This window comes from bacterium, assembly GCA_028821235.1.
Taxonomy (GTDB): Bacteria; Actinomycetota; Acidimicrobiia; order Spongiisociales; family Spongiisociaceae; genus Spongiisocius.
The window spans coordinates 13093-36610 of sequence record JAPPGV010000143.1; the positions used below are offsets into that span (position 1 = coordinate 13093).

A 23518-nucleotide genomic window follows, 5' to 3' on the forward strand; every position below is an offset into this window, starting at 1 on the left:
TCGAGCGGAGATCGAACGGTTTCTCACCGCGTTCGCCGCATAGCGGAACTCTTTTGCCCCAACAGTTCCGTGTAGCTCCGTCAGCCTTGATGCCGGGTCCGGGTCAGCGGTCGGGAGCGCCACACCTGTCGATCAATCCGATCGCATACAGTGGTTGGTCCCCGAATCCTGCGAACCGCCACAGGGGGGGTTGACAGCGTCAGGCAGGAACGGCACTTTCTGGGGTCAGTCGTCCTGGTCGGGCAGGATCCTGGCCCACCATTCCTTCGCCGCGGAGATTCCCCCCACACCGAAGGCGATCACCAGAGTGGCTCCCACCGTCCCGACCACGGCTATGAAGAGAGTGTTGACTATCTCCTCGCCGATGTTGAGGGTGTTCAGAGCTACGAAGATCCCGAGGCCGATCACCACCCATCTCGCCGCCGCGGGTAGCCACCGGATGTGGCGTTCCTGCGACCAGGGGGTGGACAGTTCGGCCAGGAACGCACCCATAGCCGCCGCCACGATGACGATGACTATGGCCACCACCACGAGCGGCAGGTATCCGATCAGTCCCGTCAGGATGTCGCTCAGGTACTCGACATCTAGGGCCTCGGCCGTGAGGAGGAACACCACAAGCAGAGCGATCCAGTAGATCGCTCGCGCTGCGAGGTCGGTAGCCGTATAGCCCGCCGCCCGCAGCCGGTCCGCGAGTCCCGCCCGTTCCAGCAAAGTGTCGAGGCCCACGACCTTGAACACACGCTGGAACACCCTGTGGACCAGCCGCGCCACCAGCCAGCCGACGAAAAGGATTACGAGCGCGCCAATCAGCCTCGGTAAAAAGGAGAGAATCGTCTCGCCTGCGTTCGCCAATCCTTCAGAAAGCCCGTCTATGAGATCCGACATCCATACCTCCGTCGCATGCTCAGATTCTAAGTATCCAAGCGTTGTCTAGGCGGGAATAAGCCCGCCGGATCCCGTCACCGCCGGACCTGGCACTCGGGATGGAAGACCCGTGGCAACCGACCACTAAGACCAGAGCGTCAGCCTGGTCGTGGTGAGCAACCGGCGTAGAGGGCACCCGGAACTTGAATCATCGCCACCCGCCCACCAACCACCCGCCCACCAACCACCAACCACCAACCACCAACCACCAACCACCAACCTAGGCGATGGTCTGGCCCGCGTCGAGGTAGAGGGTGGAGCCGGTGGCCATCCTGGAATCCTCGGAGGCCAGGAACACCGCCGCGCCGACTATGTCCTCGGGAACCCCGATGATTCCGAGCGGGATCATCGAGAGCCGGTACTCTCGGAACTCGGGAACAGCGAGATCCGAACGGTTCATGTCGGTCTCGATCAGTCCCGGCGCGATGGCGTTGGCTCGGATCTTGTGTGGCGCCAGCTCGAAGGCCAGCTGCCGGGTCAGCATCCGCACCCCTCCCTTGGCCACGCAGTAGTGCGCGAGGTCCCGCCCCGCCAGGGTATCGCCGGCCGAGGACATGTTGATGATGATGCCGCCGTCTCCCTGGAGGACCATCTGCTTCGCCGCCGCCTGGGAGCACAGGAAGAACCCCTTCAGGTTCACCTCGATGATCCGGTCCCACTCGGACTCCTCGATCTCGAGGAACGGGGTCCGGATCAGGATGGCGGCGTTGTTCACCAGGATGTCGATCCGCCCGAAGCGGTCGACCGCCGCGCCGATCAGGCCGTTCACGTGCGAAGACGACGAGGTGTCGGCTCGAACCGCAATGGCCTCCGACCCCATCGCCTCGATCTCGGCCACCGCCGAGTTCGCCGCTTCCTCGTCGCTCCGGTAGTTGACCACCACCTTGGCGCCTTCCCGCCCGTACCCGAGCGCGATGGCCCGCCCGATGGAACGGGACGACCCGGTGACCACCGCTACCTTGTCCTTGAGTCGCATAGTCGGAACCCGGGCTATTCCAGCTCGAACCCGGGCACCACGAAGCTGCCCCGGTCGATGATCTGGGTGTCCCCGATCCAGATGGAGTGGTTGCGGGTCGGGATGTCGAAGTGGAAGTTGACCCGGTTGTTACCACCCAGCTTGCGGAAGAAGTTGGCGCCGAAGGCGATCAGCATGTTGCCGTAGTAGCTCTCGGTGTCCATCACGCCGCCGCCTTCCCAGAAGCGGAGGCCGAGGGCGTTCCAGTTGGCCCGGTGCTCGTACCCCCAGCCGATGTGGGACAAGCCGTAGACCCGCTGGTCCTTGGGCTGCTCGAAGAAGTCCTTGAGAAGCCGGGCGTCGGCGCCCCCGTCGATGGAGACGATGCTCCCCTCCCGTAGCTCCATGCGGATCGGCTGCTCCACGTACTTGCCCATCGGCAGCAGCGCGTCGCCGGCGTCCACCACCAGGGTGCCCTCCGCCGAGTCCTCCAGCGGCGCCACGCCGCACTGCCCCGACGGCCAGTGGTCCCACCGCCCCGGCTCGTCCGTGTACCCGTACTGGCACCCGAGGGGCCGGCCCGTGTAGCGGACGGTGAGGTCGGTCCCCGCCTCCGACTGGACCCGCATGATGTCCGACGTCGCCATGTACCGCACGCTGGCTTCGCCCCGCTCGCGAATCACCGGGAGAGGGAATAGGCGGCGCAGGTGGTCCTCGGGTTCCTCGATCATCAAGGACCGGACACCGGACTCCAGAGCCTCGTTGTGGGCGTCGGAGTAGATCCAGTGCGACCCCATGCTGGCCAGGAAGCCCACCACCAGGTCGCAGCCCTTCCAAGCCTCGACGATGGTGCGCGACTTCGTCCAGGAGTCATCGGCGGCCACCATGATCTGGAAGAAGTCGCCCCCGAGCACCTTGACCGCTCCCATCAGGGCGGTGATGTAGGCCGGGTTGCTCTGGGTGTTGGTGAAGGCCATGACGGTCTGTCCGGGGCCCACCCCGCACAACTCCATGTGGTCCTTGAACATCGGTACCAGTTCCGCGCCGGCGGCGGACGTGGTGGGGACTCTACGCAACTGCCATCTCCTTGTCGGGTCTCCGGCCAGCATCGTACCCGGCCGCCGGCAAGCCCCTGCCGACGACCGCTGCTCGTCGGCTCCTGATGTTCTGACCACCGGGTCCGCGGCACGATCTGATGATCCGGCCGTCGTGGCATGGCTCAAGGCTGGTGCGGCGCGCCGTCCTCCTTGGAGGTTGATCATGTCACAGTGTTGCCGCATACTGTCGAACAACCGTAAACACCACTCGGTCCGGTTACGGCGTCGCTCCGGGCCGTGGTCAGGGATCATACAGTCCGGGCCGGCCCCGGCAGGGCGGGACACGCTCGGAACCTCGGAGGGTGACGGCAGGGGGAGGGCCCACCGGGAGGCACAGGCGTGGCGCTCTTTCGCGTTCTCGGGCTCCGAGAGCCGGATCGCGAAGTGCTCCGCGAAGTTGGCGGCATGTCAACGGTTGGTCCCGTCCGACACTGCTTCCTGCTGCGAGCCGTGACCACGAATACCCGGTCCTCATGGCTAGCCTGTGGCCATCGCGCATGCCTGGACAAGTGGATGGAGGGGCTGTGTCCGGCTATCACGGTGATCTAACGGGCCGCTTCCGGTCTGCTCTGGCCGGTTGTTACGACGCCCGCCGCGCAGCCGCGTTGTCCGGCGTTCCGGCATCGACGGTCTACTACTGGGCGCGTGAAGATGTGGTGGTCCCCACTGTGTCGGCTACCCGGCAGAAGCTCTGGTCTTACGCCGATCTGATGGCTCTACGGATCGTGTACTGGCTCCGTCACCCGAAACGCGGCCAAGCGGGTGTTGTGCGTGCGAGCCCGATGCCCCAGGTCAGGGAGGCATTGGACGAGTTGGAGAGCCGCGGTCTGGACATTTGGGCTGAGAACTACCATGAGTCGGGGACGCCGTTACTGGTGAATATCGACGGCAGGGTGTATCTGGGTGATGGCTGGGCAGCCGGCATGCATGGCCAGATGTCACTCGTCCCGATGCTCGATCTGCTCGGTCCGTTCGGGATGGGAGACCACCTCGGCCCAGACCTGATCCGGCCTCGACCCGGTCTCCGCATTGTCCCCGGCAAGGTGTCCGGCGAACCGCATTTGGTCGGTTCCCGCATCACCACCAGATCGGTCGCTGCTCTCTACCGACGTTTCGGGGATCTTGGAGCGGTAACGGCGCTATATCCCGAAGCTGACCCAGAAACCATCGAACAGGCGATCCAACTCGAGAGCGTGCTCGCGGCGTGACCGCGCTGCCGCTGGACCACAACTTTCCCCAACCGATACTGGCTGCGCTCTCCGACTGGCTCGGCGATGTCGAGCTTCTCCCGATAGGGCACATAGACGGTCGACTCACGAACCTCAGGGACCGGGAACGGATCCTCACGCTCTACCAACTCGGCTACAGAGGACTGGTCACGAACAACTACAGAATGTTGCAGAATCCGGTCGAGTTGGCTGCGGTCATCAAGACCAAGCTGTCGGTATTCGCCGTCGAAGGCTTGGGGGATGACCCCATCCGAGCCACAGGTGCACTGCTCCTGGACCTCCCATCAGTGGTCAACGCTGTCAAGGCCGGCAGAGCCGGGGTGTTCTGGCTCCGCCCGCGCGTCCCGCAGCCCAGAGACCCATGGGACCTCTTCAAAAGGCTTGCGAATCGGCGGGAAGAGGAAGTCGGTGACCTCTACCGGCAAGTCGCCGTGTCCGACGACGAATTGGCCGCTCCGGTCTTGAGTCGCGCGGAGCAGTGACCGGGGAAACGGATCGTGAAGAGGTTGACCGCTCCGCAGACACCCCGGACTCCATCCGGCCGTGCACGCCAACCAGTCCTACCAATTCATTGAGGGCCATCCACCGACAGTTCCCTCGGTGACTTCAGGTTAAGACGACCACACCCTCTTGAACAGATCGATCCAGTTGAGGCCGAGGATGCCCGCGATGGAGTCGTCCGGGTAGCCCCGCCTCACCATCTCCTTCTCGATGTTGGGGATCTGCGCCGGGGTCTCCAACCCGATCGGGAAGGTCCCCGAGTCGTCCGGGTAGTCCTCGATGCTCCACTCTCCGGAGGCGATCATCCCGGCGTGGATCTCCGGGCTCAACTTGCAGAAGTCCAATCCCAGCCCGACCTGATCCGGACCGATGAGTTCCACCAGGTAGTCGATGTGGTCCACCAGGTCTGCCACGGTGGCGCCCTTCCCGCCGTGGCGCACGAAGGCCGGGTAGGCGTTGACCCCCACCAGGCCGCCCAGGTCGGCCACTGCCCGGATCTGGTCGTCGTCGATGTTGCGTCGGTTGGAGACCAGCGCGCTGGGATTGGAGTGGGAGAACACCGGCGGGGCCGATGTCACCCGCATGGCGTCCATGGTGGTACGGCGGCCGGTGTGGGAGAGGTCCACGACCATGCCCAGCCGGTTCATCTCCTTCACCACCTCCCGCCCGAAGGACGTGAGCGGGCCGTCGCCCGGTTCCAGGCATCCGTCCCCCACCGGGTTGGTCCGGTTGTAGCAGAGCTGCACCATCCGAAGCCCCATGCGGCGGAAGCGCTCGTAGTTGGCTAGGTCGTCCCCCATCGGGGCGGTGTTCTGGAAGTGGATCACCACCCCCAGCTTCCCGGCGATGGGAAACCGATGGAAGTCCGACGGATCGTTGATCGCGACCAATCGGGCGTCCTCCTCCAGCCATCGGGCCCACTGAACGAGCAACTCCCGTGTCTCGGCGGGACCCTCCCAGTTCGCCACGGTCGGCACGGCTATGTCGACCCCTCCGTCGATCCACCTGTCCCAAGAGGAAGGGTCGGTCATCAGGGGGCAAACCCCGTCGACGACCGTCACTCGATGATGTGACGAGCCACGGAGGGGGCCGCGGCAGGGGAGCGAACGCTCGCGTCAAACATCGACACCGTCTCCTCCTATTCTCCCCGAGTTTCGGCTCGATGATCCCAACGCCCAACTGTTCCAAGTTGCGCCAACTGCGCTGCTGGTACCGCTTTGCCGGAGGGACCGGCCGCCGCGTAGGATACCGCCGGTAGGAATCGACCGGCCCCGCTAATCCGTCTGCGCGACCGGCGGCCTCACCTACGAGACCCACGAGAAGGAAGGAACTATGACCAAGATTCGTGTATGGGTACCCATGCTCTTGGTTCTGGCACTCGTCGCCGCCGCCTGCGGTGACGACGAGCCCGAGGCCCCGCAGACCACAGCGGCTGCGGTCGCCGAGACCACTACCACGGCAGCCATGGTCGACGAAGAACCCATGGTCGACGAGGAACCCATGGAGGAAGAGGAAGAGCCCGACGAGGACATGGTGATCCAGGAGGAAGAGGTCACCACCACCACCCAGCTCACCGGCACCGAACTGGCCGGCGGCGAGGGTAGTTGCGCTCCCGAGTCCGAGGCTGCCCCGGCACGCGGCGTCGCCCCCGTCGATGGCATGACGATCGTCCGGGCCATTTCGGGTGATGTCTCCACCATCGATCCCCGCCGTAACTTCGAAGCGCGCGCTTCCGAGATGGTCGCCAACATGTACGACCAGCTCACCACGTTCCATCTCATCGAGAACGACAACGGCGTGCTGGTGGCCGACTCCACCCGTCCCCAGGGTCTGCTGGCCGAGGGCTGGGACTTCAACGAGGACTGCACCTCGGTGATCTTCACCCTGCGCCAGGGTGTGAAGTTCCACCACACCGGCAACGAGATGACCGCCGATGACGTCAGGTGGAGCTTCCTGCGGGCAGCGCATCTGGACGCGGGCGGATGGTTCGACCATGCGGTGATCGGCCTCTACGACTTCGGTTCGGAAGCCGACATCGAGAATGCCATCACCGTCATCGACGACTACCACATCCGGTTCGACTTCAACAAGCCCACTCCATTCCCGTTGCACGTGCTGTCCAACGCCGGAGTCACGGTCTACGACTCGGAGGTGTTGATGGCCAACGCCACCGACGACGACCCGTGGGCCCACGAGTACCTGAAGACCAAAGACGTTGGTACCGGACCCTTCTACCTGGAGAAGCTGGAACCGGGCGTCGAGATCGTGCTCAAGCGCAACGACGACTACTTCCTCGGCCCGGCCCAGGCCGAGCGGATCATCCTGCGGGTCATCCCCGATGCCGCCCAGCAGGCCGCCCTGCTGACCGCCGGCGAGATCGACTTCGCCGAGGCAGTGCCGGTAACCGCCATCCCCGACCTCCGCGACCAAGGAGTGAAGGTCACCACGGTGGGCGGTAACAACCAGGCCGTCATGTACATGAACCCGACCCGGGCTCCGTTCGACGACCAGAACGTCCGCCAGGCCATCGCCTACTCCTACCCGTACGATGACGTGCTGGAAGGCGTCTACTTCGGTGCGGCGAGCCGCGGCGGCGGGCCGATCCCGTCGACCACGCCCTCGTACAACCCGGACGCCCCGTTCTACAGCCAGGACCTGGACAAGGCCGCCGAGCTGCTGGCCGCCTCGGGTTATCCCGACGGCTTCAGCGCCGATCTGTACATAGACGGCACGCTGGCCTTCGCTCCGGAACTGGCGATCGTGGTGCAGGCTTCGCTGGCCCAGATCGGGATCGACGTGAACATCGTGAGGCTGGACTCCGGGCAGTTCCGGGACAACGTCTTCGCGCAGGACGAGGACGGCAACCGGATCAACCCGATGGACTTCTTCCTGTTCTACTTCGGGTCCGGTTCCTGGGTGAACGAGCCCCAGTACCACATGGAGCTGTTCTGGGAGCCCAACGCCTTCGCCATGCGGAGCAACTACGAGAACCCGGAGGTCACGGAGAAGCTGATCGCCGCCAAGTTCCTGAGCCCGGCCGATCCGGCGAGGGCCCAGCTCTACCACGACGTGCAGGCGCTGATGCTGGCCGACGCCCCCGCGGTGTGGCTGGCCGAGCCGCATCACATCGTGGCGTCCAGCCAGGACGTCCAGGGATTCATCTGGAGACCCGATCAGATCAACCGTTACTACTACGTGACCAAGTCGGCCTGATCACCCGGTAGTAACCCGAGGAACAACGGACAAGCCGCCGGGCCGGTACGCTGGCCCGGCGGCTTTCCCCTTTTTGGGGGACCGGTGCTGTAATAAAAGGAGAAGGCACGGGGCTAGGAGAAGATGCTCTCTTACGTGATCCGGAGGCTGGCAGCCCTCATCCCGATCCTGATCGGGGTCACCCTGCTCGCCTTCATCGTCTCCCATGCCCTGCCCGGGGATCCGGCCCGCCAGTACGCGGGCATCAACGCCTCCGAGGCCCAGGTGGAGGCCATCCGGGCACGTCTGGGACTGGACCGCTCCCTGCCCCAGCAGTACTGCGTCTACATGATCGGCGACACGTGTCTGGGGGGATCCGGGAAGGGCGGGTTGTTACGGGGCGACCTCGGCGAGTCGATCCGAACCGGGTTCTCAGTTGCCGAGGACGTAGGTGCCAGGCTGCCGGCGACCCTCGAGATGGTGGCCGCCGGGATGCTGTTCGCCCTGGTCGTGGCCCTGCCTCTAGGGGTATGGGCGGCGGTGCGCAAGGGCAAGCTGTTGGACAAGTTCTGCCGATTCATCTCGACCCTGGGGGTGGCGGTCCCCGACTTCTGGCTGGCCATGATCCTCCTGCTGATCTTCTTCATAGTCCTCCAATGGCTACCGGGACCGGTGGGACGCCTGCCCATCGGCGCCACGCCCCCGGACGGCCCCACCGGCCTGTACGTGATCGACTCGCTGGTGAGGGGCGAATGGGAGACGTTCCGGACGGCGGTCAAGCACCTGCTCCTGCCCATGGTGGCGATCGGGTTCCCGGCCGTCGCCCCCATCCTGAGGCTCACCCGCAACGCCACCCTGTCGGTGCTCAACTCCGACTACATCGCCTTCGGCCGGGCCGCCGGCTTGCGGGGGGCGCCGCTCTACCTGAAGTACGTTCTCCGCAACGCGCTGCCGGGCGCGGTGACCATGACCGGACTGATCGCCGGATACATGATCGGCGGGGCGGTGCTGGTGGAGAGGGTGTTCTCCTGGCCGGGGGTGGGTCTGTACGGCTTCAACTCCCTGGTCAATACCGATTACCCGGCCATCCAGGCGTACGTCCTGCTGTCCGCCGTCACCTACACGGTTGCCTTCCTGATCGTCGACCTGGTGCAGTCGCTGATCGACCCGCGGGTGAGGCTGAAGTGAGCGGTCGCAAGTACGACGCGCGGCTGGTCATCGGGCTGACCATGTTCGGGTTCATGGTGGCCGTGGCCGTCTTCGCCCCGCTCATCGCCCGTAACGATCCGCTGGCGATCGACCTGACCAACCAGTTCGTGCCGCCGTCGGCGGATCACTGGTTCGGAACGGCCAGCCTCGGTTTCGACGTCTTCGCCCGGGTCGTCTACGCCGCCCGCCACGACCTGCTGATCGCGGTCTCCGCTGTTGCCCTCTCCATCGCCATCGGCCACCCGATCGGGTTGCTGGTCGGTTACGTGGGCGGTTGGGGCGACTCGGTGACCATGCGCTTTCTGGACGTGATCCAGGCCTTCCCGGCCCTCGTGCTGGCGATCGGCGTGCTGGCCGCCCTGGGTCAGGGAGTCCGCAACCTGATCCTCGTGATCGGGATCGTGGGCGTGCCCACCTTCGTCCGCCTGGTGCGGGCCGAGGTCCGCTCGCTCCGGGAGCACGCCTATGTGGAGGCGGGCCGGGCGGTGGGCAACTCCCGGTCCAAGATCCTGGTGCGTTACATCGCCCCCGGGACGGTCGGCACGGTGGTCACCCAGGCGGCGGTCAGCTGCGGCTGGGCGATCCTGCTCGCCGCCGCCCTCGGCTTCATCGGCCTGGGCGTACCGCTTCCCGAGCCCGAGTGGGGGGCGATGATCGCGGAGGGCATACCCGAGATGAGGAGGGGAGGCAGCTGGTGGATCCCGGTCTTCCCCGGAATCGCCATCGCCATAACCGTGTTCTCCCTGAGCCTGATCGGTGAGTCGGTGGCCGACCTCGTGGAGCCCACCCGGAGGAAGTCACGATGAGCGCCCTCCTCGAAGTCCGGGGCCTCGAGGTGGGGATCGGCGGTCTGCCCATCCTCCGCGGCGTGGACATGGAGGTCAGGCCGGGGGAGATACTCGGCGTGGTGGGCGAGACCGGGGCCGGCAAGTCCATGACCGCCCGCTCCGTCCTCGACCTGCTCCCCGCCGCCGCCACGGTCGACTTCGCGTCCTGCACGTTCGCCGGGCAGGACTTCATCCCTCCGAAGGCCCGCCAGGAGGCCCGCGGCCACCGGATCGGCTTCGTGCCCCAGCGGCCCCGCGGCAGCCTCAACCCGGTGTTCCGGGTGGGCAACCAACTCTCCGCCACCCTCCGCCGCCTCCGCGACATGGGCAGGCGGGAGGCGAAGGACGAGGCCCTCGACCTGCTCCGATCGGTGCGAATCACCGACCCCGAGCGGGTGTACCGGTCGTTCCCCCACGAGCTGTCGGGAGGCATGTGCCAGCGGGTGTGCATAGCCATCGCCCTGGCCGGACAGCCGGAGCTGATAATCGCCGACGAGCCCACCACCGGCCTCGACGTCACCATCCAGGCCGAGATACTCCGGCTGCTGGGCGACCTGATCACCGAGCGCCACGCGGCCGGGATGCTGATCACGCACGATCTCGGGGTGGTGGCCGACGTGTGCGACCGGGTGGCGGTCATGTACGCGGGGCGGGTGGTGAACCTGGGCACCACCACCGAGATCTACCGCGAGGCCCTGCATCCCTACGCCAACCGGCTGGTGTCCATCGCCACCTCCCTCGACTCGGGCGGCACTCCCCGGGAGATCCCGGGGAGGGTCCCAAACCCTGGCGATGAGCTGGCCGCCTGCGCCTTCGCCCCCCGCTGCTTCCGGGCCGGGCCCGGCTGCTTCGACGTGGAGCCGCCCCGCATCGACCGGGACGGCCAGATCGCCTTCTGCCACCATCCCGTCAACGCCGGCGAGGTCCCGCGATGACCGCGGCCGCCGACACCCTGGCGATCAGGGACCTCACCAAGGTCTTCCGGATCAGGACGAGAGGCTTCCGCCACGCCGACCTCAAGGCGGTCGACGACGTCACCCTCTCCATCGCGCCCGGGCGCACCCTGGCCGTGGTGGGCGAGTCCGGATCGGGCAAGACCACGCTGGCCCGCCTCATCCTCCGCCTCCTGGAGCCCACCGAGGGGACGGTGCTCCTCGAGGACGCCGACATCACCGCCATGGAAGGCGCCGAGCTGGAGGACGTGCGGGGCCGGATGCAGATCGTCTTCCAGGACCCCTACGACTCCCTCTCGCCCTGGCAGACGGTGGGCCGTACCGTGGCCGAGCCGCTGCTGCTGCACGAGGACCTCACCATGAAGCAGGCATCCGGGCGGGTGGCAGAGATGCTGGAGCGGGTGGGCCTCAGCCCCGAGCACGCCCGCCGCTACCCCCACGAGCTCTCCGGAGGCCAGGCCCAGCGGGTGGGCATCGCCCGGGCCATGGTCACCGAGCCCGCCCTGGTGGTGCTCGACGAGCCCACCTCATCGCTGGACATGTCGGTCCAGTCCCAGATCCTCCTCCTGCTCCAGTCGCTCCAGGAGGAGATGGACATCTCCTACCTGTTCATCTCCCACGACCTGTCGGTGGTCCGCTACATCGCCCACGACCTGGCCGTCATGTACCTGGGCAAGGTGGTGGAGTCGGGCCCCGCCGCCGAGATATTCGCCTCGCCCCGCCACCCCTACACCGAGGCGCTGCTGCGGGCCGCCCCCCGTCCCGACCCCTCCCACAAGACCGACCACGTCTACCTGGTCGGCGAGCAGCCCTCCGCCCTGGACCGGGCCCCCGGCTGCCCCCTCTACGGGAGGTGCCCGATCTCCGAGGAAGTCTGCGCCGACACCCCCCAGGAACTGGTGGACATCGGCGCCGGGCACCGAGTCGCCTGCTGGAAGCGGATTTGAAGCTCCGGCTGGCAACCGACATCGGCGGCACCTTCACCGACGTGGTGGTGTTCGACCCGGACGCGGGCAGGTACACCACCTCCAAGGCGCCCAGCCGCAGCGAAGACCTGGCCGGAGGGGTGATGGACGCCCTCGGGCTCGTGGTCGACGACCCGTCGGGAGTCGAGTCCTTCGTGCACGGATCCACGGTGGGACTCAACGCCTTCCTGCAGCGGCGGGGCGAGCGGGTCATCCTCCTGGCCACCAGGGGCGCCAGCGACATCTACCACATCGCCCGGGGCAACCGCCTGGATATGTTCAACATCCGCTACCGCAAACCGGTCCCGCTCATCCCCCGCCGCGACATCATCCCCATCGGCGGACGGCTCGACTGCGACGGCAACGAACTCGCTCCCCTCGACCACGACGACCTGCGACGAGCGGCCGAGCGGATCCGCTCCGAGAACGTCGACTCCGTGGCCATCGCCTTCCTGTTCTCCTACGTAGATTCCTCCCACGAGCTGGCCGCCGCCGAGATACTGGCGGACCTACTGCCCGACGTGTCCGTCTCCCTCTCCCACCAGGTGGCGGCCGAGTGGCGGGAGTACGAACGGACCGCCTCCACCGTGATGGACGCCTACATCGCCCCCTCCGTCTCCCGCTACATGGCCGACCTCTCCACCCGCCTCAGCGACCGGGGGATGGAGGCACCACTCCGGGTGATGCAGTCCAACGGGGGCGTCATCTCGGCCCGCTCCGCGTCCGAACGGCCCCTCCAGACCCTCCTGTCCGGCCCCGTGGGCGGGGCGGCGGGCGGGGTCGCCCTGTCCGAGGTCCTGGACCGGCCCAACCTGATCTGCATCGACCTGGGCGGGACCAGCTTCGACGTGAGCCTGATCACCGCCGGCCACGCCGACAGCTCCCCCTCGGCCCTGCTGGAGGGCCTCCCCGTACTCATGCCGGTGGTCGACATCCACACCATCGGAGCGGGTGGCGGGTCCCTCGCCTACCAGGAGGCCGGAGGCCTGCGGGTGGGACCCGAGAGCGCCGGCGCCCATCCCGGCCCAGCCTGCTACGGCAGGGGAGGGACCCAACCAACCGTCACCGACGCCAACCTGTACCTGGGCCGGATCGACCCGACCTACTTCCTGGGCGGCAACCTCACCCTCGACGTCGACGCGGCCCGGCAGGCGCTGGAGGATCTGGGACACAGCCTGGAGCTGGACGGGGAGAAACTGGCGCTGGGGATCATCGAGGTGATCAACGCCAAGATGTCCCAGGCCATCCGCACCCTCACCGTGGAACGGGGCATCGAACCCCGGGAGTTCAGCCTGGTGGCCTTCGGAGGCGCCGGGCCCATGCACGCCGTGGCGCTAGCCCAGGAGCTGGGCATAGCCGAGGTGATCGTCCCCCCCGACCCGGGCGGCTTCTCGGCCTGGGGCATGCTGCAGTCGGCGGTCCGCCAGGACTTCAGCGAGGCCTTCTTCCAGGACTTCGCCGACCTCGACACCACCGAAGTCGAAGCCCGGTTCACCCGCCTCGGCGAGAGAGCCGTCGCCAGCCTGCTCGGGGAAGGGGTGGACCACGACCGCATCTCCCTGATCCAGCGCGTCGACATGCGCTACCAGGGCCAGGAGCACACTCTCACCGTCACCCTCCCCGACCACGCCTCCCCCTCCCCCAACGGCCACCTCGCCACCCTGCGCCAACGTTTCGAGGACACCTACCGCGCCCGCTACGGCCACTCCAACCCCGACGCCTCCCTGGAGACCGTGAACCTGAGGCTCACCGCCCTCGGCGACGTGGGACGCCCCCTCCTAGAGGCCAACTACCGCCCTGATCACCCCTCCGATTTGCCGTCCAAGACCACCCCGGTCCTGTTCGCCACCGGTTCCTACCCCACCGCCCGGTTCCACCGCGAATCCGTCATGCCCGGCCAAGCCATCGCCGGCCCCGCCATCGTGGAGGAAGCCACCGCCACCACCGTCATCCCGCCGGAAGCGTCGGCCACCATCGACCCGTACGGCTGCCTGATCATCGAAGCGGCTTCGCAGTAGCATGTTCTGCACCACTTCCTAGCGGACACCTCTCGGGCTTGGAGACAGTCACATGCAGTATTTTCACCGCATCGTTGAGGAATGTATTACACCGCTACTCGGTATACTAGAGTGAGCAAGCGCAAGAGGGGGTCACCGATGGCCGCGACCGACACTGTCGCAACAACCGCATACGACACCACCACGATCGGTCGATGGGCCAAGGCTGCGATCGCCCACGCCGAGGTGGAAGCCATCAGCGATCCTGCCGGGTACTTCGCTACTGTCCCGGCCTGCAAGGGTGCCTGGGCTTGCGGGCCTACCCGTGAAGCGGCCGTTCGGGAGTTGGAAGATGCGCTGGCTGATTGGGCTGCGGTTCACCTACGGACCGGGAACCAACCACCCCTCCCTGCCATGGGTGGCATAAGTCTTGGCTGATGAGCCGACGGATAACCCCCGTCGGTCACCGCGATCTTGTAAGGAAGCTCCACCGCTTCGGCTGGGAAGGACCGATCCCGGGATCGAAACACTTTCACATGGTGCATCGAGATCGAAGGTATCCGCTGATCATCCCGAACCCGCATTCCGGTCAGGAAGTGGGCGTGCCCTTACTCCGGCGAATCTTGCGCCAGGCCGGGATTTCACGTGACGAGTGGCTGAGCGTATGACGAATACAAACGTGCCAGCGATGAAGACTCCGCAATGAAGCCCACCCGAGTCAAAGACTCGGAGACAACCGTGAACGCGGATCGCATAGTTTCAGAGCCGCAAATCTCATAGTTTGTATAGCGCAGATCTTATAATTTAAGTGGCGCAAATCTCATAATATCCTTCGGCAGGGGTTAGTCTCCTGGCAACATGGTGAACCGATACCCGAGAATCGTCGAGCGCCTGCTCGAAGAAGAGTTGCTGTCGATCTTCCCCGCGGTGCTCCTGGTGGGGGCGCGCGGCGCCGGTAAGTCCACGTCGGCCGGCCGGTTCGCGGACACCACCATCGATCTCTCCATGCCCGGCCCAAAGCTTGCCGCCCGCCAAGATCCTGACGGGCTCCTTGCCGCCTCCCGGGGAACGGTGGTGATCGACGAGTGGCAGGAAGCGCCCGAGATCGTGGGCGCGGTGAAGCGATTCGTCGACACCGACCGCTCCCGCACGGCGGGCCGGTTCATCCTTACCGGCTCGGTGCGGGCGGCTCACCAAGCCGCCACCTGGCCGGGTACCGGTCGCCTCATCCGGGTGCGAATGTCGGGACTGACCCAGGGCGAGATCGAACATGACCGGGTGTACAACCCGATCGAAGAGCTGTTCTCGGCAGCCGACCCACCGAACGGAGGAGCCTGCAATCTCACCAGATCGGACTACCTAAGGCGTCTAGTCGCCGGTCGCTTCCCGGACGTGCTACGTCTGTCCGGACGCTCCCGGTCACGCTGGTTCGCCAGCTACGTCGAGCAGCTGACCGAGTTCGACGCTCCCCAGATCGCGGTCGGGGCCCCGAGACCGACCAAGCTGCGAACGGTGCTGGCGTCGTGCGCGGCCCGAACCGGCCAGGTGCTCAACCATGCGGCCACCGCGCGGGACGCTGGCGTCGCCGCTGCTACTGCCGACGCCCATGTGCGCCTGCTGGAGGATCTGTCGATCATCGCCCGCATACCGGCTTGGCACTCGAAGCGGCTATACCGCCTCACGAGATCGCCGAAGGTCCACATCGTCGACCCGGGTCTGGCCGCCCATCTGCTCCATGCCGACGAGGACACCCTGGCGCGGGACGCGACCCTCGTCGGACAGCTGTTCGAGACCTTCGTCGTGAGCGAACTCCGACCCCATCTCGAGGCGGTCTCCACCGCCACCGAGATGTTCCACTTCAGGGACCGTTCCGGGCGCGAGATCGACTGCATACTCGAACGGAGCGGCCGGATCGTCGGGCTGGAGGTGAAGTCATCGACCGGAGTGGGTCGCCACGACGCCAGAAGCCTCATATGGCTGCGCGACCAACTGGGTGACCGCTTCCATCTCGGAGTGGTCCTCTACGCCGGACAGTTCCCGTTCCGGATCGGCGACCGCGTGTGGGCGCTACCCATCGGCGCGTTGTGGCGTCCATCGGACTCACTCGCGAAGATCGGGCAAACACCGGGCAACACCGCATGAAGGGAAGGAGTCACCGAAGCCTCCGAGCGACACCGCTAGATACACAACCGGGCGCGACACGACGGCTCGATGGTCAAGGTCGCGATCGCTCTAGCCGAGGGGTTGGCAGTGGCCGGGTTCTCGGCTTCCCAGCTCGAGATCGTGCAGATCTCCGACCGGTAGGCCGATCGGATTGAGGAGTGGCGCGACCCACCGGGGATGGCGAGGACTACATGGCTGAGATAACCGTGTTCCTGGCTCGCACGGTGCGAACGATGGAACCGTCGCTGCCCGTGGTGGAAGCGGTCGCGGTGCGCAACGGTCGCATAGTCGAGGTCGGGACACTGGAGACGATGCGGCCATGGCTTGAATCGCGCAGTTACGAGGTTGACGACACGTTCAGGGACCGGTGCATCATGCCGGGGTTCATCGATCCCCACCTGCATCCCTCCATGGCCGCGATGCTGCTGCCCATGCACTTCACGACGGCGGTGGGGTGGGATCTCCTGGGAGAGCAAATCGAACCCGTACATGACCAGGAGCAGTTCCGAGCCCGTCTGGTCGACATCGAAGCCGGCCTGGCGTCCGCCGAACCGCTGTTCGCGTTCGGCCATCACCCCATATGGCACGGCGACATCGACCGGCGCACCCTCAACGAGATTTCGACAAGCCGTCCCATAGTGGTGTGGCACCGGGGATACCACTCGCTGGTGGTGAACGACGCCTGCCTGCGGTGGATGGACCTGGACACGGCCACGACGGGCCGCCACCCCCAGATCGACCTCGAGGCGGGCCGGTTTTTCGAGACGGGCCTGGACGTGGCGTTGCACCACCTCCGCAGCTTCATCCTTGGGACAGACCGATTCCGCAACGGGCTGGACCGGATGCGCCAGGTCATCCACCATGGTGGCCACACGACCATCGGCGACGCCGCCTTCGGTTTCTACGGATTCGAAGAGGAGTGGGCACATCTGCTGGCGGTGATGGAACAGCCGGACACGCCGTTCCGGATCCACCTGATGGCCTACGCCGCGGGACCGGACGGCGACGTACGAAGCGACCGGAGATTCCTCGAGGACGTCCTGGCGTATCCAACGCGCAACACCCACCGCCTGCGGTTCAGCGACCACGTCAAGCTTTTCGCCGACGGCGGGTTCTTCGCAGAGTTGTTGATGCTGAAGCCCCCCGGCCACCTCGACGGTCGTCACGGAGAATGGATAACACCCCCCGAGAGGTTCGAACAGATCGCCCGGATCCTCTGGAACGCCGACCTGAAGATACATGTGCACTGCAGCGGAGACCTCGGCGTCGAACTGGCCCTGTCCACCCTCGAGAAGCTCCAGCGCGAACGTCCCCGCTTCGATCACCGCTTCACCTTCGAACACTTCGGCATCTCGACCTCGCAACAGGTCGACCGTATCGCCGCCGTCGGGGGTGTCGCCTCGGTCAACGCTTACTACGTATACGAACTCTCCGAAGCCTTCGCCACCCACACCCTCGGATACGAACGGGCGTCCCAGATCTCAAGGCTCGGCTCCCTCGAGCGTGCAGGAGTACGGTTCGCCGTCCACTCAGACTTCCCGATGGCACCGGCGAAACCCCTCAACAACGCCTGGGTCGCCGCCAACCGTCTCACCGAATCCGGCGCGCTGATGGGCCCGAACGAGCGGGCCTCCCTCGACGCGGCGCTCAGAGCCATCACCACCAACGCCGCGTACGTCCTCGGACTCGAAGACGAGATCGGATCGTTGCGCTGGGGCAAGCGAGCAGACTTCACCATCCTCGACGCAGACCCCTACCAGGTGGACGTCGAATCCCTCCGCGATATCCCCATACGAGCAACGGTCTTCGAAGGCGAGAAGTACGAACTCTGACCCGTCCCGAACCCGGAGATTGCAGGACATCCCGGTTCCGGGGCTACGGTGAGGCGAGTGGCGGCGGTACCGCTCCACTCCAAGCAAGTGGTTGCCCGACATCGGAGTTCCACCGGCATGAAACCCGACCCGATCACGATCGAGATCCTCCGTAACGCCTTCATCATGGCCGCCGAGGAGATGAACGCGGCCTTGATCCGCTCCGCCTACACGCCGGTGATCTACGAGTCGAAGGACTGCGCGGTGGCGCTGATCGACAGCCGGCACCGGGTCCTGGGCCAGTCGTCAGGAGTCCCGCTGTTCCTGGGCAACCTGGAGGCCTGCACCCTCGCCACCGAGGAGATGTTCGGGCGGTCCGTATGGGGCCAGGGCGACATCTGGATCATGAACGACGCCTACCTGACCGGCACCCACATGCACGACGTTACGGTCTTCGCCCCCATCTTCTACCAGGGCGACCTGGCCGGCTTCGCCGCCTCCCGGGCCCACTGGCTGGACATCGGCGCCAAGGACCCGGGAGTGCCGATGGATTCGGTCGAGATCTTCCAGGAGGGGGTCCGCCTGCCCCCCACCATGGTGGTGAGAAACGGCGAGCCCGTGCAGGACATCTGGGACATCATCGAGGCCAACGTGCGCTTCCCCCGCTCCGCCATCGGCGACATGACCGCCCAGTTCGCGGTGGCTTCGATCGGCGAGCACCGCCTGGGAGCCCTCTTCGACCGCTACGGGCGGGACACCGTGGAGGCTGCCGCCGAGGAGATATTCCGCCAGAGCGAGCAGCTCGACCGCGAAGCCATCCGAGCCATCCCCGACGGCGAGTACACCGCCGAGGGCTTCCTGGACTCCGACGGGGTGGGGGACGACCCGGTCCGCATCAAGGTCAGGATCAACGTGGAGGGCGAGCGCCTGCTCTTCGACCTCACCGAGGCCGACGGACCCGGCCAGGGCCCCATCAACTGCGGGGCCGTGCAGACCCTGTCCGCCTGCCGCTTGGCGTTCAAGTACCTGTTCAACTCCCATCACCCCGTCAACGGAGGCACGTTCCGGCCCCTGGAGGTGAAGACCCGGCCCGGATCGATCCTCCATGCCCGGTCCCCGGCCGCCTGCCAGTTCTACTTCACCCCCCTGGGCCTGATGATCGACCTGATCTGCTCGGCCCTCTCCCCCGCCCTCCCCGACACCGTCCCAGCCGCCCACTACGGCGACGGCATGATCTTCCAGTTCACCGGCATCAACCCCCGCACCGACGAACTCTTCCTCGACAACGAACCGCACGTGGGCGGATGGGGCGCCTCCCACGGCCGCGACGGCGAGGACGGCATGATCTGGACCCTGTCCGGCAACTTCCACGACATGCCCATCGAGGTGTTCGAGTCCAAGTTCCCCGCCCTGATCACCGAGTACGGATACCGCCAGGACTCCGCCGGCCCCGGCCGCTGGCGGGGAGGCAACGGCATCATCCGCGAGTACCGGATGACCACCGACACCGAGATGAGCCTCTGGTTCGAACGCTCCGGCAACCCCGCCTGGGGCCTCTTCGGCGGCCTGGGCGGAGCACCCCCCGAAGTCGTCATCAACTCCGGAACCCCCAGAGAAACCCGCCGCCTGAAGACCAACCGCATGCCCCTTCGCGAAGGAGACACCGTCCGCTGCTACACCGGCGGCGGAGGCGGATACGGCGACCCCTTCGAACGTGATCCCCAAGCCGTCCAAGCCGACTTGGCCGACGGCCACATCTCCCCCGACTATGCCAAGCGCCACCACCCGCAGAACTCCCGGGACCGAAGACGGTCGAAAAGAGGTGGGCACCTTCAGTGACGGGCAGGCGCGTGCGACTGGGCGGTTCCGCGTCAGTGCGGGCTGTGTTGGCTGTGGTGCTGGTCTTGCCGATGGTATCGGTGGTTCCGTCACCTTTGTCAGCTCAGACCGATGCCGGGTACGTTGACATCGGGACGGGGGACGCTCATTACGACAATGTGGTGTTCTTGGCGGCGCGGGGTGTGTTGGAGGGTACGGATTGTGGTGAGGGAAGGTTCTGTCCGGGTGAGGCAATTAGCCGTCGCACGTTCGCGGTGTGGCTGGTCCGGGTTCTCGACAACGGGGCGGAGCCGACCCGCCCGGCCGTGTCCCCATTCGCGGATGTCGAGGTTACCGACACTGAGGCGGGGTTCATCGCTCGGCTGGCCGAATTGGGTGTGACGACCGGTTGTGCGGTAGATCCTCTGAGGTTCTGTCCGGACCAGACCGTCACACGTGGGCAGATGGCGTCGTTTCTGGTTCGGGCGTTCGACATGCCCCGAGCAGCGCCGGCCGGGTTTGTCGATGTGCCGGCCGGCAATGTACATGCGGGGTCGATCGACCGCCTCGCCGCGGCCGGTGTCACCGCGGGATGCGCTACCGATCCTGCCCGGTTCTGTCCTGGCGGCAGGACCACCCGGGCGCAGATGGCGTCTTTCCTTGCCCGGGCGATCAGGTGGGTCGACAGTCAGTCGGCGGGGTTCGACCCATTTGTGACGCCGTCGTTGTCGGGTCTCGACCTGGAACGGTTGGCGGAGGCGGTGGCGACGCTGGATCCGAAGGCGGCCTGTCCTGAGGTGGATCTGCCGGCGTCGTACGACGATGTGGTCGAGGTGGCTCGTATTGATAGGGGCTGCGCGTTCGTGGAATACGTGCCGCTCGACGGCCGCACGGTCGAGGAGGTGCGGGCCGGGTTCGTGTCGGATCCGACGGTGTTCGCGGTGAGTCGGCCGGTGACGCGCCTTGTACCGGACACATCACATATTTTCGAGTTTGATGATCCCTCGCTGGAACAGTGGCATCTACCGGAGTTGGCTGCTGACGAACTGTGGAGTGGGTGGCCGTCGGGAAGCCACGTAAGCGTGGCGGTGATCGACGATGGTGTGGACGGTAAGCACCGTGACCTGAGCAACAACGTGTCGCGTTCAGGCGATCCCTGTCATAGCAATCCGTATGGTGACCACGGTACCCATGTGGCAGGAATCGTCGCCGCCGAGCAGGGCAACAGCCACGATGTGGCAGGTGTGGCACCGGACGCCGAGATCCTTCCGGTAAAGACCTTTTTCGGGGGAACGAAGGATGTTCACTGTGCCAATATCGTTCCTACTTTCACTCAGGCGGTAAACCTGGCCCGGCTTGGCCGTGCTGATGTGATCAACTTGTCATTCAGCGCGGACCCAGAAGCAGACTATCCGGGCATAGATGCTCCGATAGTGATCACCAAGGTGGCTCAGGCGATCGGCACCGATACCCTGCAGTGGGCGATCCGCGTAGCGACCATGCAGAACGTGGTTGTCGTCGCGTCGGGGGGTAACTGCGGCGACAACACTCAATGGACGGACGCGAACGGTAATCACGCCTTCGGATGGGAGCACCAAGGTTGTGCAGCGCACAACCAGGATCGGGTCCCAGCTTCGTATCCTGAGGTCATCGCCGTGGCAGCGACGGACTCCGACCGTAATCGGGCCGCATTCAGCACCTCCAACTCGGATGTCGATATAGCCGCACCGGGTCACAGGATCCTTTCCACCGTCCGCGCCTATACAGCCGGACCCGACGATCCATGCCCCTCGACTACGACATGCCAGGTACAGGTCGAGTCCGGGACCTCCATGTCGGCGCCCGTGGTCTCCGCGGTGGTCGCTCACATGAAGGCCCGATACCCGCAAGCGACTGTAAACCAGATCATGAGCGCTCTGTACACAACCGCCGACGACAAAGGCCAAGGCAGGACCGATGACCTCGGGCACGGCATCGTGGACCCGGCCGCGGCGATACGAGAACTCCACCGGCTCATAACCGGCGAGAGCCTGCCCGAAACTATTCCCGCGGTCGGCGGTGATCAGGCCGCGGTCATCCTGGCCGCCGGCGACAGCGCCCAAGGCCAGCCCGGCTGCAGCTCCCCACACTGCCGGAATCTGGACATCACCCTCCAGAACGCCCTCGAAGGTGACTACACCGTGGCCTGCTGGTCGAGCCGCGACCCCCAGCAACCCTGGCACACAGCCACATGGCACTGGCCGACCTCCACGAACTGGAGTGACGGAGGATGCTGGTACGGGTATCCAGACGAACAAGTATGGGTAGTCGTCTCCAACGCCCACGGCACGGCCAGGTCCAACACTCTCACCTGGCCAGGCACCACCACCGCCACCGTACAGCCCACCACACCGAGGGCCGGAGTTACCGCCGGCGTCATCTCAGCCGGTTGGGTGCACTCATGCGGGGTACGCACCGACGGAACGGTGGAATGCTGGGGCAACAACGCGGAAGGACAGGCAACCGCACCGGCCGGATCGTTCACCCAAGTCTCCGCCGCTGCGCAGCACTCATGCGGGGTACGCACCGACGGAACGGTGGAGTGCTGGACCCGCAACGTGCTCGGGCGGGCGACCGCACCGGCCGGATCGTTCACCCAGGTCTCCGCGGCCGTGCAACATTCATGCGGGCTGCGAACCGACCAATCGGTGGAGTGCTGGGGCAACAACCGGTCCGGGCAGACGACGGCACCGTCCGGATCGTTCACCCAGGTCTCCGCCAACGGCTTCCATTCATGCGGGCTCCGTACCGACGGAACGGTGGAGTGCTGGGGCAACAACGCGGAAGGGCAGACGGCAGCACCGTCCGGATCGTTCACCCAGGTCTCCGCCGGTGGACATCACTCGTGCGCGCTACGTACCGACGAAACGGTGGAATGCTGGGGCAACAACCAGCTCGGGCAGGCCACAGCGCCGTCCGGATCGTTCACCCAGGTCTCCGCCGGTCTCACCCATTCGTGCGGGCTGCGCACCGACCGGTCGGTGGAATGCTGGGGCAACAACCAGCTCGGGCAGGCCACAGCGCCGTCAGGTTCGTTCACCCAGGTCTCCGCCGGTGGACATCATTCGTGCGGGCTGCGTGTGGACGGGTCGGTGGAATGCTGGGGCCGCAACGACGACGGCGAGACCGATGTGCCCGCCGGTACATTCGGTACCCCGGATGCAGATCGCCCCACGGTCACCTTGACGAAAGGCGATCTCCGGTCGCGCTCTGCAACATGGCTTCCCATTCACGCGCCGCCCTGAACACAAGAATGACCATCTCATCCCGAGTGATCTGACTCCCGTGGGGATCCAACCAGATTACCGGCTGTGGTTGTTCGAGGCAGAGCAGAATCATGTCGTGATTCGAGGTGACCACTACCTGGTTGGTAGATCGGGCATACTCGATGATCGTCTGGTCGGAGGAGCCTCGAGGAGGAGCGCCGTCTCCTTCGTGCCCCGCATAGCTCACGCTGTATCCGAGTTCCCGCAGCGCACCGGCCACTCTCCGAGGAAGGTTCTCATCGAATAGGAGGCGAAGGTCGGGGAGGTCTACGCCGCTGTCTTCGACGCTCAGGCAGCGAGCTCGTACTGGAGGGCAGCGCGTACCTGGTTGATGTTCAGGCTCAGGTCGTCTGCGATGTCCTCGATGTGGTCGCCCACCGCTTCGAGGTCGGCTACCAGTCTTGTGGGAACCCGGGTTCCATCGATACACGGCGCGCCCGCCTGGACTCTGGGGTTGAGCCACACCCCCTTCGCCGGCCGCCAGATGGAAGCGTGGAGGTCGGAACCGAACTCGATCGGATTCAGTAGCTCCTCAGCAGTGGTCAGACAATGTGTGAAAACGGGAATCAATA

General features: G+C 65.8%; 19 protein-coding genes. 14 read left to right on the top strand and 5 right to left on the bottom strand.

The features are described 5' to 3' along the window. Positions 1-225 precede the first annotated feature (225 nt). From OXK16_14510 to OXK16_14520, 3 genes are all read right to left on the bottom strand, one after another. Positions 226-885, bottom strand: coding sequence for a hypothetical protein (locus OXK16_14510; GenBank protein ID MDE0377157.1), 660 nt, complete (start codon positions 883-885; stop codon positions 226-228). A 259-nt stretch (positions 886-1144) separates the two neighbouring features. Next, positions 1145-1900 carry a glucose 1-dehydrogenase gene (locus OXK16_14515; GenBank protein MDE0377158.1) on the bottom strand — a complete coding sequence of 252 codons (756 nt, stop codon included), beginning with the start codon at positions 1898-1900 and terminating at the stop codon, positions 1145-1147. Positions 1901-1914: 14 nt separating this feature from the next. Then, entirely contained in the window at positions 1915-2955 is a 1041-nt protein-coding gene (locus OXK16_14520; protein ID MDE0377159.1) for a hypothetical protein, read from the bottom strand. Positions 2956-3500: 545 nt separating this feature from the next. Here OXK16_14520 and OXK16_14525 point away from each other — a divergent pair. Next, on the top strand, positions 3501-4184 hold the full coding sequence (locus OXK16_14525) for a hypothetical protein (protein ID MDE0377160.1): 684 nt from the start codon (positions 3501-3503) through the stop codon (positions 4182-4184). Further along, on the top strand, positions 4181-4687 hold the full coding sequence (locus OXK16_14530; GenBank protein ID MDE0377161.1) for a hypothetical protein: 507 nt from the start codon (positions 4181-4183) through the stop codon (positions 4685-4687). Before OXK16_14525 ends, OXK16_14530 begins: the two co-directional genes overlap by 4 nt. Positions 4688-4816: 129 nt before the next feature. Here the strand turns inward: OXK16_14530 and OXK16_14535 are convergent, their stop codons facing one another. Beyond that, a complete protein-coding gene (locus OXK16_14535) occupies positions 4817-5737 on the bottom strand; it encodes a dipeptidase (protein ID MDE0377162.1) in 921 nt (306 codons plus the stop codon). A 301-nt stretch (positions 5738-6038) separates the two neighbouring features. Here OXK16_14535 and OXK16_14540 point away from each other — a divergent pair, with 301 nt between their 5' ends. The 12 genes from OXK16_14540 to OXK16_14595 all read left to right on the top strand — a co-directional run bounded on the left by OXK16_14540 (position 6039) and on the right by OXK16_14595 (position 22925). Beyond that, entirely contained in the window at positions 6039-7919 is a 1881-nt protein-coding gene (locus tag OXK16_14540) for an ABC transporter substrate-binding protein (protein MDE0377163.1), read from the top strand. Between the two features lie 123 nt (positions 7920-8042). Next, on the top strand, positions 8043-9086 hold the full coding sequence (locus OXK16_14545) for an ABC transporter permease (protein ID MDE0377164.1): 1044 nt from the start codon (positions 8043-8045) through the stop codon (positions 9084-9086). Beyond that, the gene (locus tag OXK16_14550) at positions 9083-9913 is read left to right on the top strand and encodes an ABC transporter permease (protein ID MDE0377165.1); all 831 of its coding nucleotides are present in this window, start codon (positions 9083-9085) and stop codon (positions 9911-9913) included. Before OXK16_14545 ends, OXK16_14550 begins: the two co-directional genes overlap by 4 nt. Next, the gene (locus tag OXK16_14555; protein ID MDE0377166.1) at positions 9910-10869 is read left to right on the top strand and encodes an ABC transporter ATP-binding protein; all 960 of its coding nucleotides are present in this window, start codon (positions 9910-9912) and stop codon (positions 10867-10869) included. The genes OXK16_14550 and OXK16_14555 overlap by 4 nt, the downstream gene beginning before the upstream one ends. Further along, entirely contained in the window at positions 10866-11834 is a 969-nt protein-coding gene (locus OXK16_14560) for an ATP-binding cassette domain-containing protein (protein MDE0377167.1), read from the top strand. The genes OXK16_14555 and OXK16_14560 overlap by 4 nt, the downstream gene beginning before the upstream one ends. Beyond that, positions 11831-13870: a hydantoinase/oxoprolinase family protein gene (locus OXK16_14565; protein MDE0377168.1), complete on the top strand. Its 2040-nt coding sequence runs from the start codon at positions 11831-11833 to the stop codon at positions 13868-13870. The genes OXK16_14560 and OXK16_14565 overlap by 4 nt, the downstream gene beginning before the upstream one ends. Positions 13871-14008: 138 nt before the next feature. Continuing rightward, positions 14009-14287: a hypothetical protein gene (locus tag OXK16_14570; protein ID MDE0377169.1), complete on the top strand. Its 279-nt coding sequence runs from the start codon at positions 14009-14011 to the stop codon at positions 14285-14287. Continuing rightward, positions 14287-14517, top strand: coding sequence for a type II toxin-antitoxin system HicA family toxin (locus OXK16_14575; protein MDE0377170.1), 231 nt, complete (start codon positions 14287-14289; stop codon positions 14515-14517). The genes OXK16_14570 and OXK16_14575 overlap by 1 nt, the downstream gene beginning before the upstream one ends. Before the next feature lie 190 nt (positions 14518-14707). Further along, positions 14708-15991 carry a DUF4143 domain-containing protein gene (locus OXK16_14580; GenBank protein MDE0377171.1) on the top strand — a complete coding sequence of 428 codons (1284 nt, stop codon included), beginning with the start codon at positions 14708-14710 and terminating at the stop codon, positions 15989-15991. 179 nt (positions 15992-16170) lie between these two features. After that, positions 16171-17844, top strand: coding sequence for an amidohydrolase family protein (locus OXK16_14585; GenBank protein MDE0377172.1), 1674 nt, complete (start codon positions 16171-16173; stop codon positions 17842-17844). A gap of 117 nt (positions 17845-17961) precedes the next feature. Further along, positions 17962-19662, top strand: coding sequence for a hydantoinase B/oxoprolinase family protein (locus OXK16_14590; protein ID MDE0377173.1), 1701 nt, complete (start codon positions 17962-17964; stop codon positions 19660-19662). 95 nt (positions 19663-19757) lie between these two features. Beyond that, a complete protein-coding gene (locus OXK16_14595; protein ID MDE0377174.1) occupies positions 19758-22925 on the top strand; it encodes a S8 family serine peptidase in 3168 nt (1055 codons plus the stop codon). Between the two features lie 309 nt (positions 22926-23234). On the opposite strand, the gene OXK16_14600 is transcribed toward OXK16_14595, so the two are convergent. Next, positions 23235-23516, bottom strand: a complete 282-nt coding sequence (locus OXK16_14600; protein ID MDE0377175.1) for a DUF433 domain-containing protein — start codon at positions 23514-23516, stop codon at positions 23235-23237. Positions 23517-23518 lie beyond the last annotated feature (2 nt).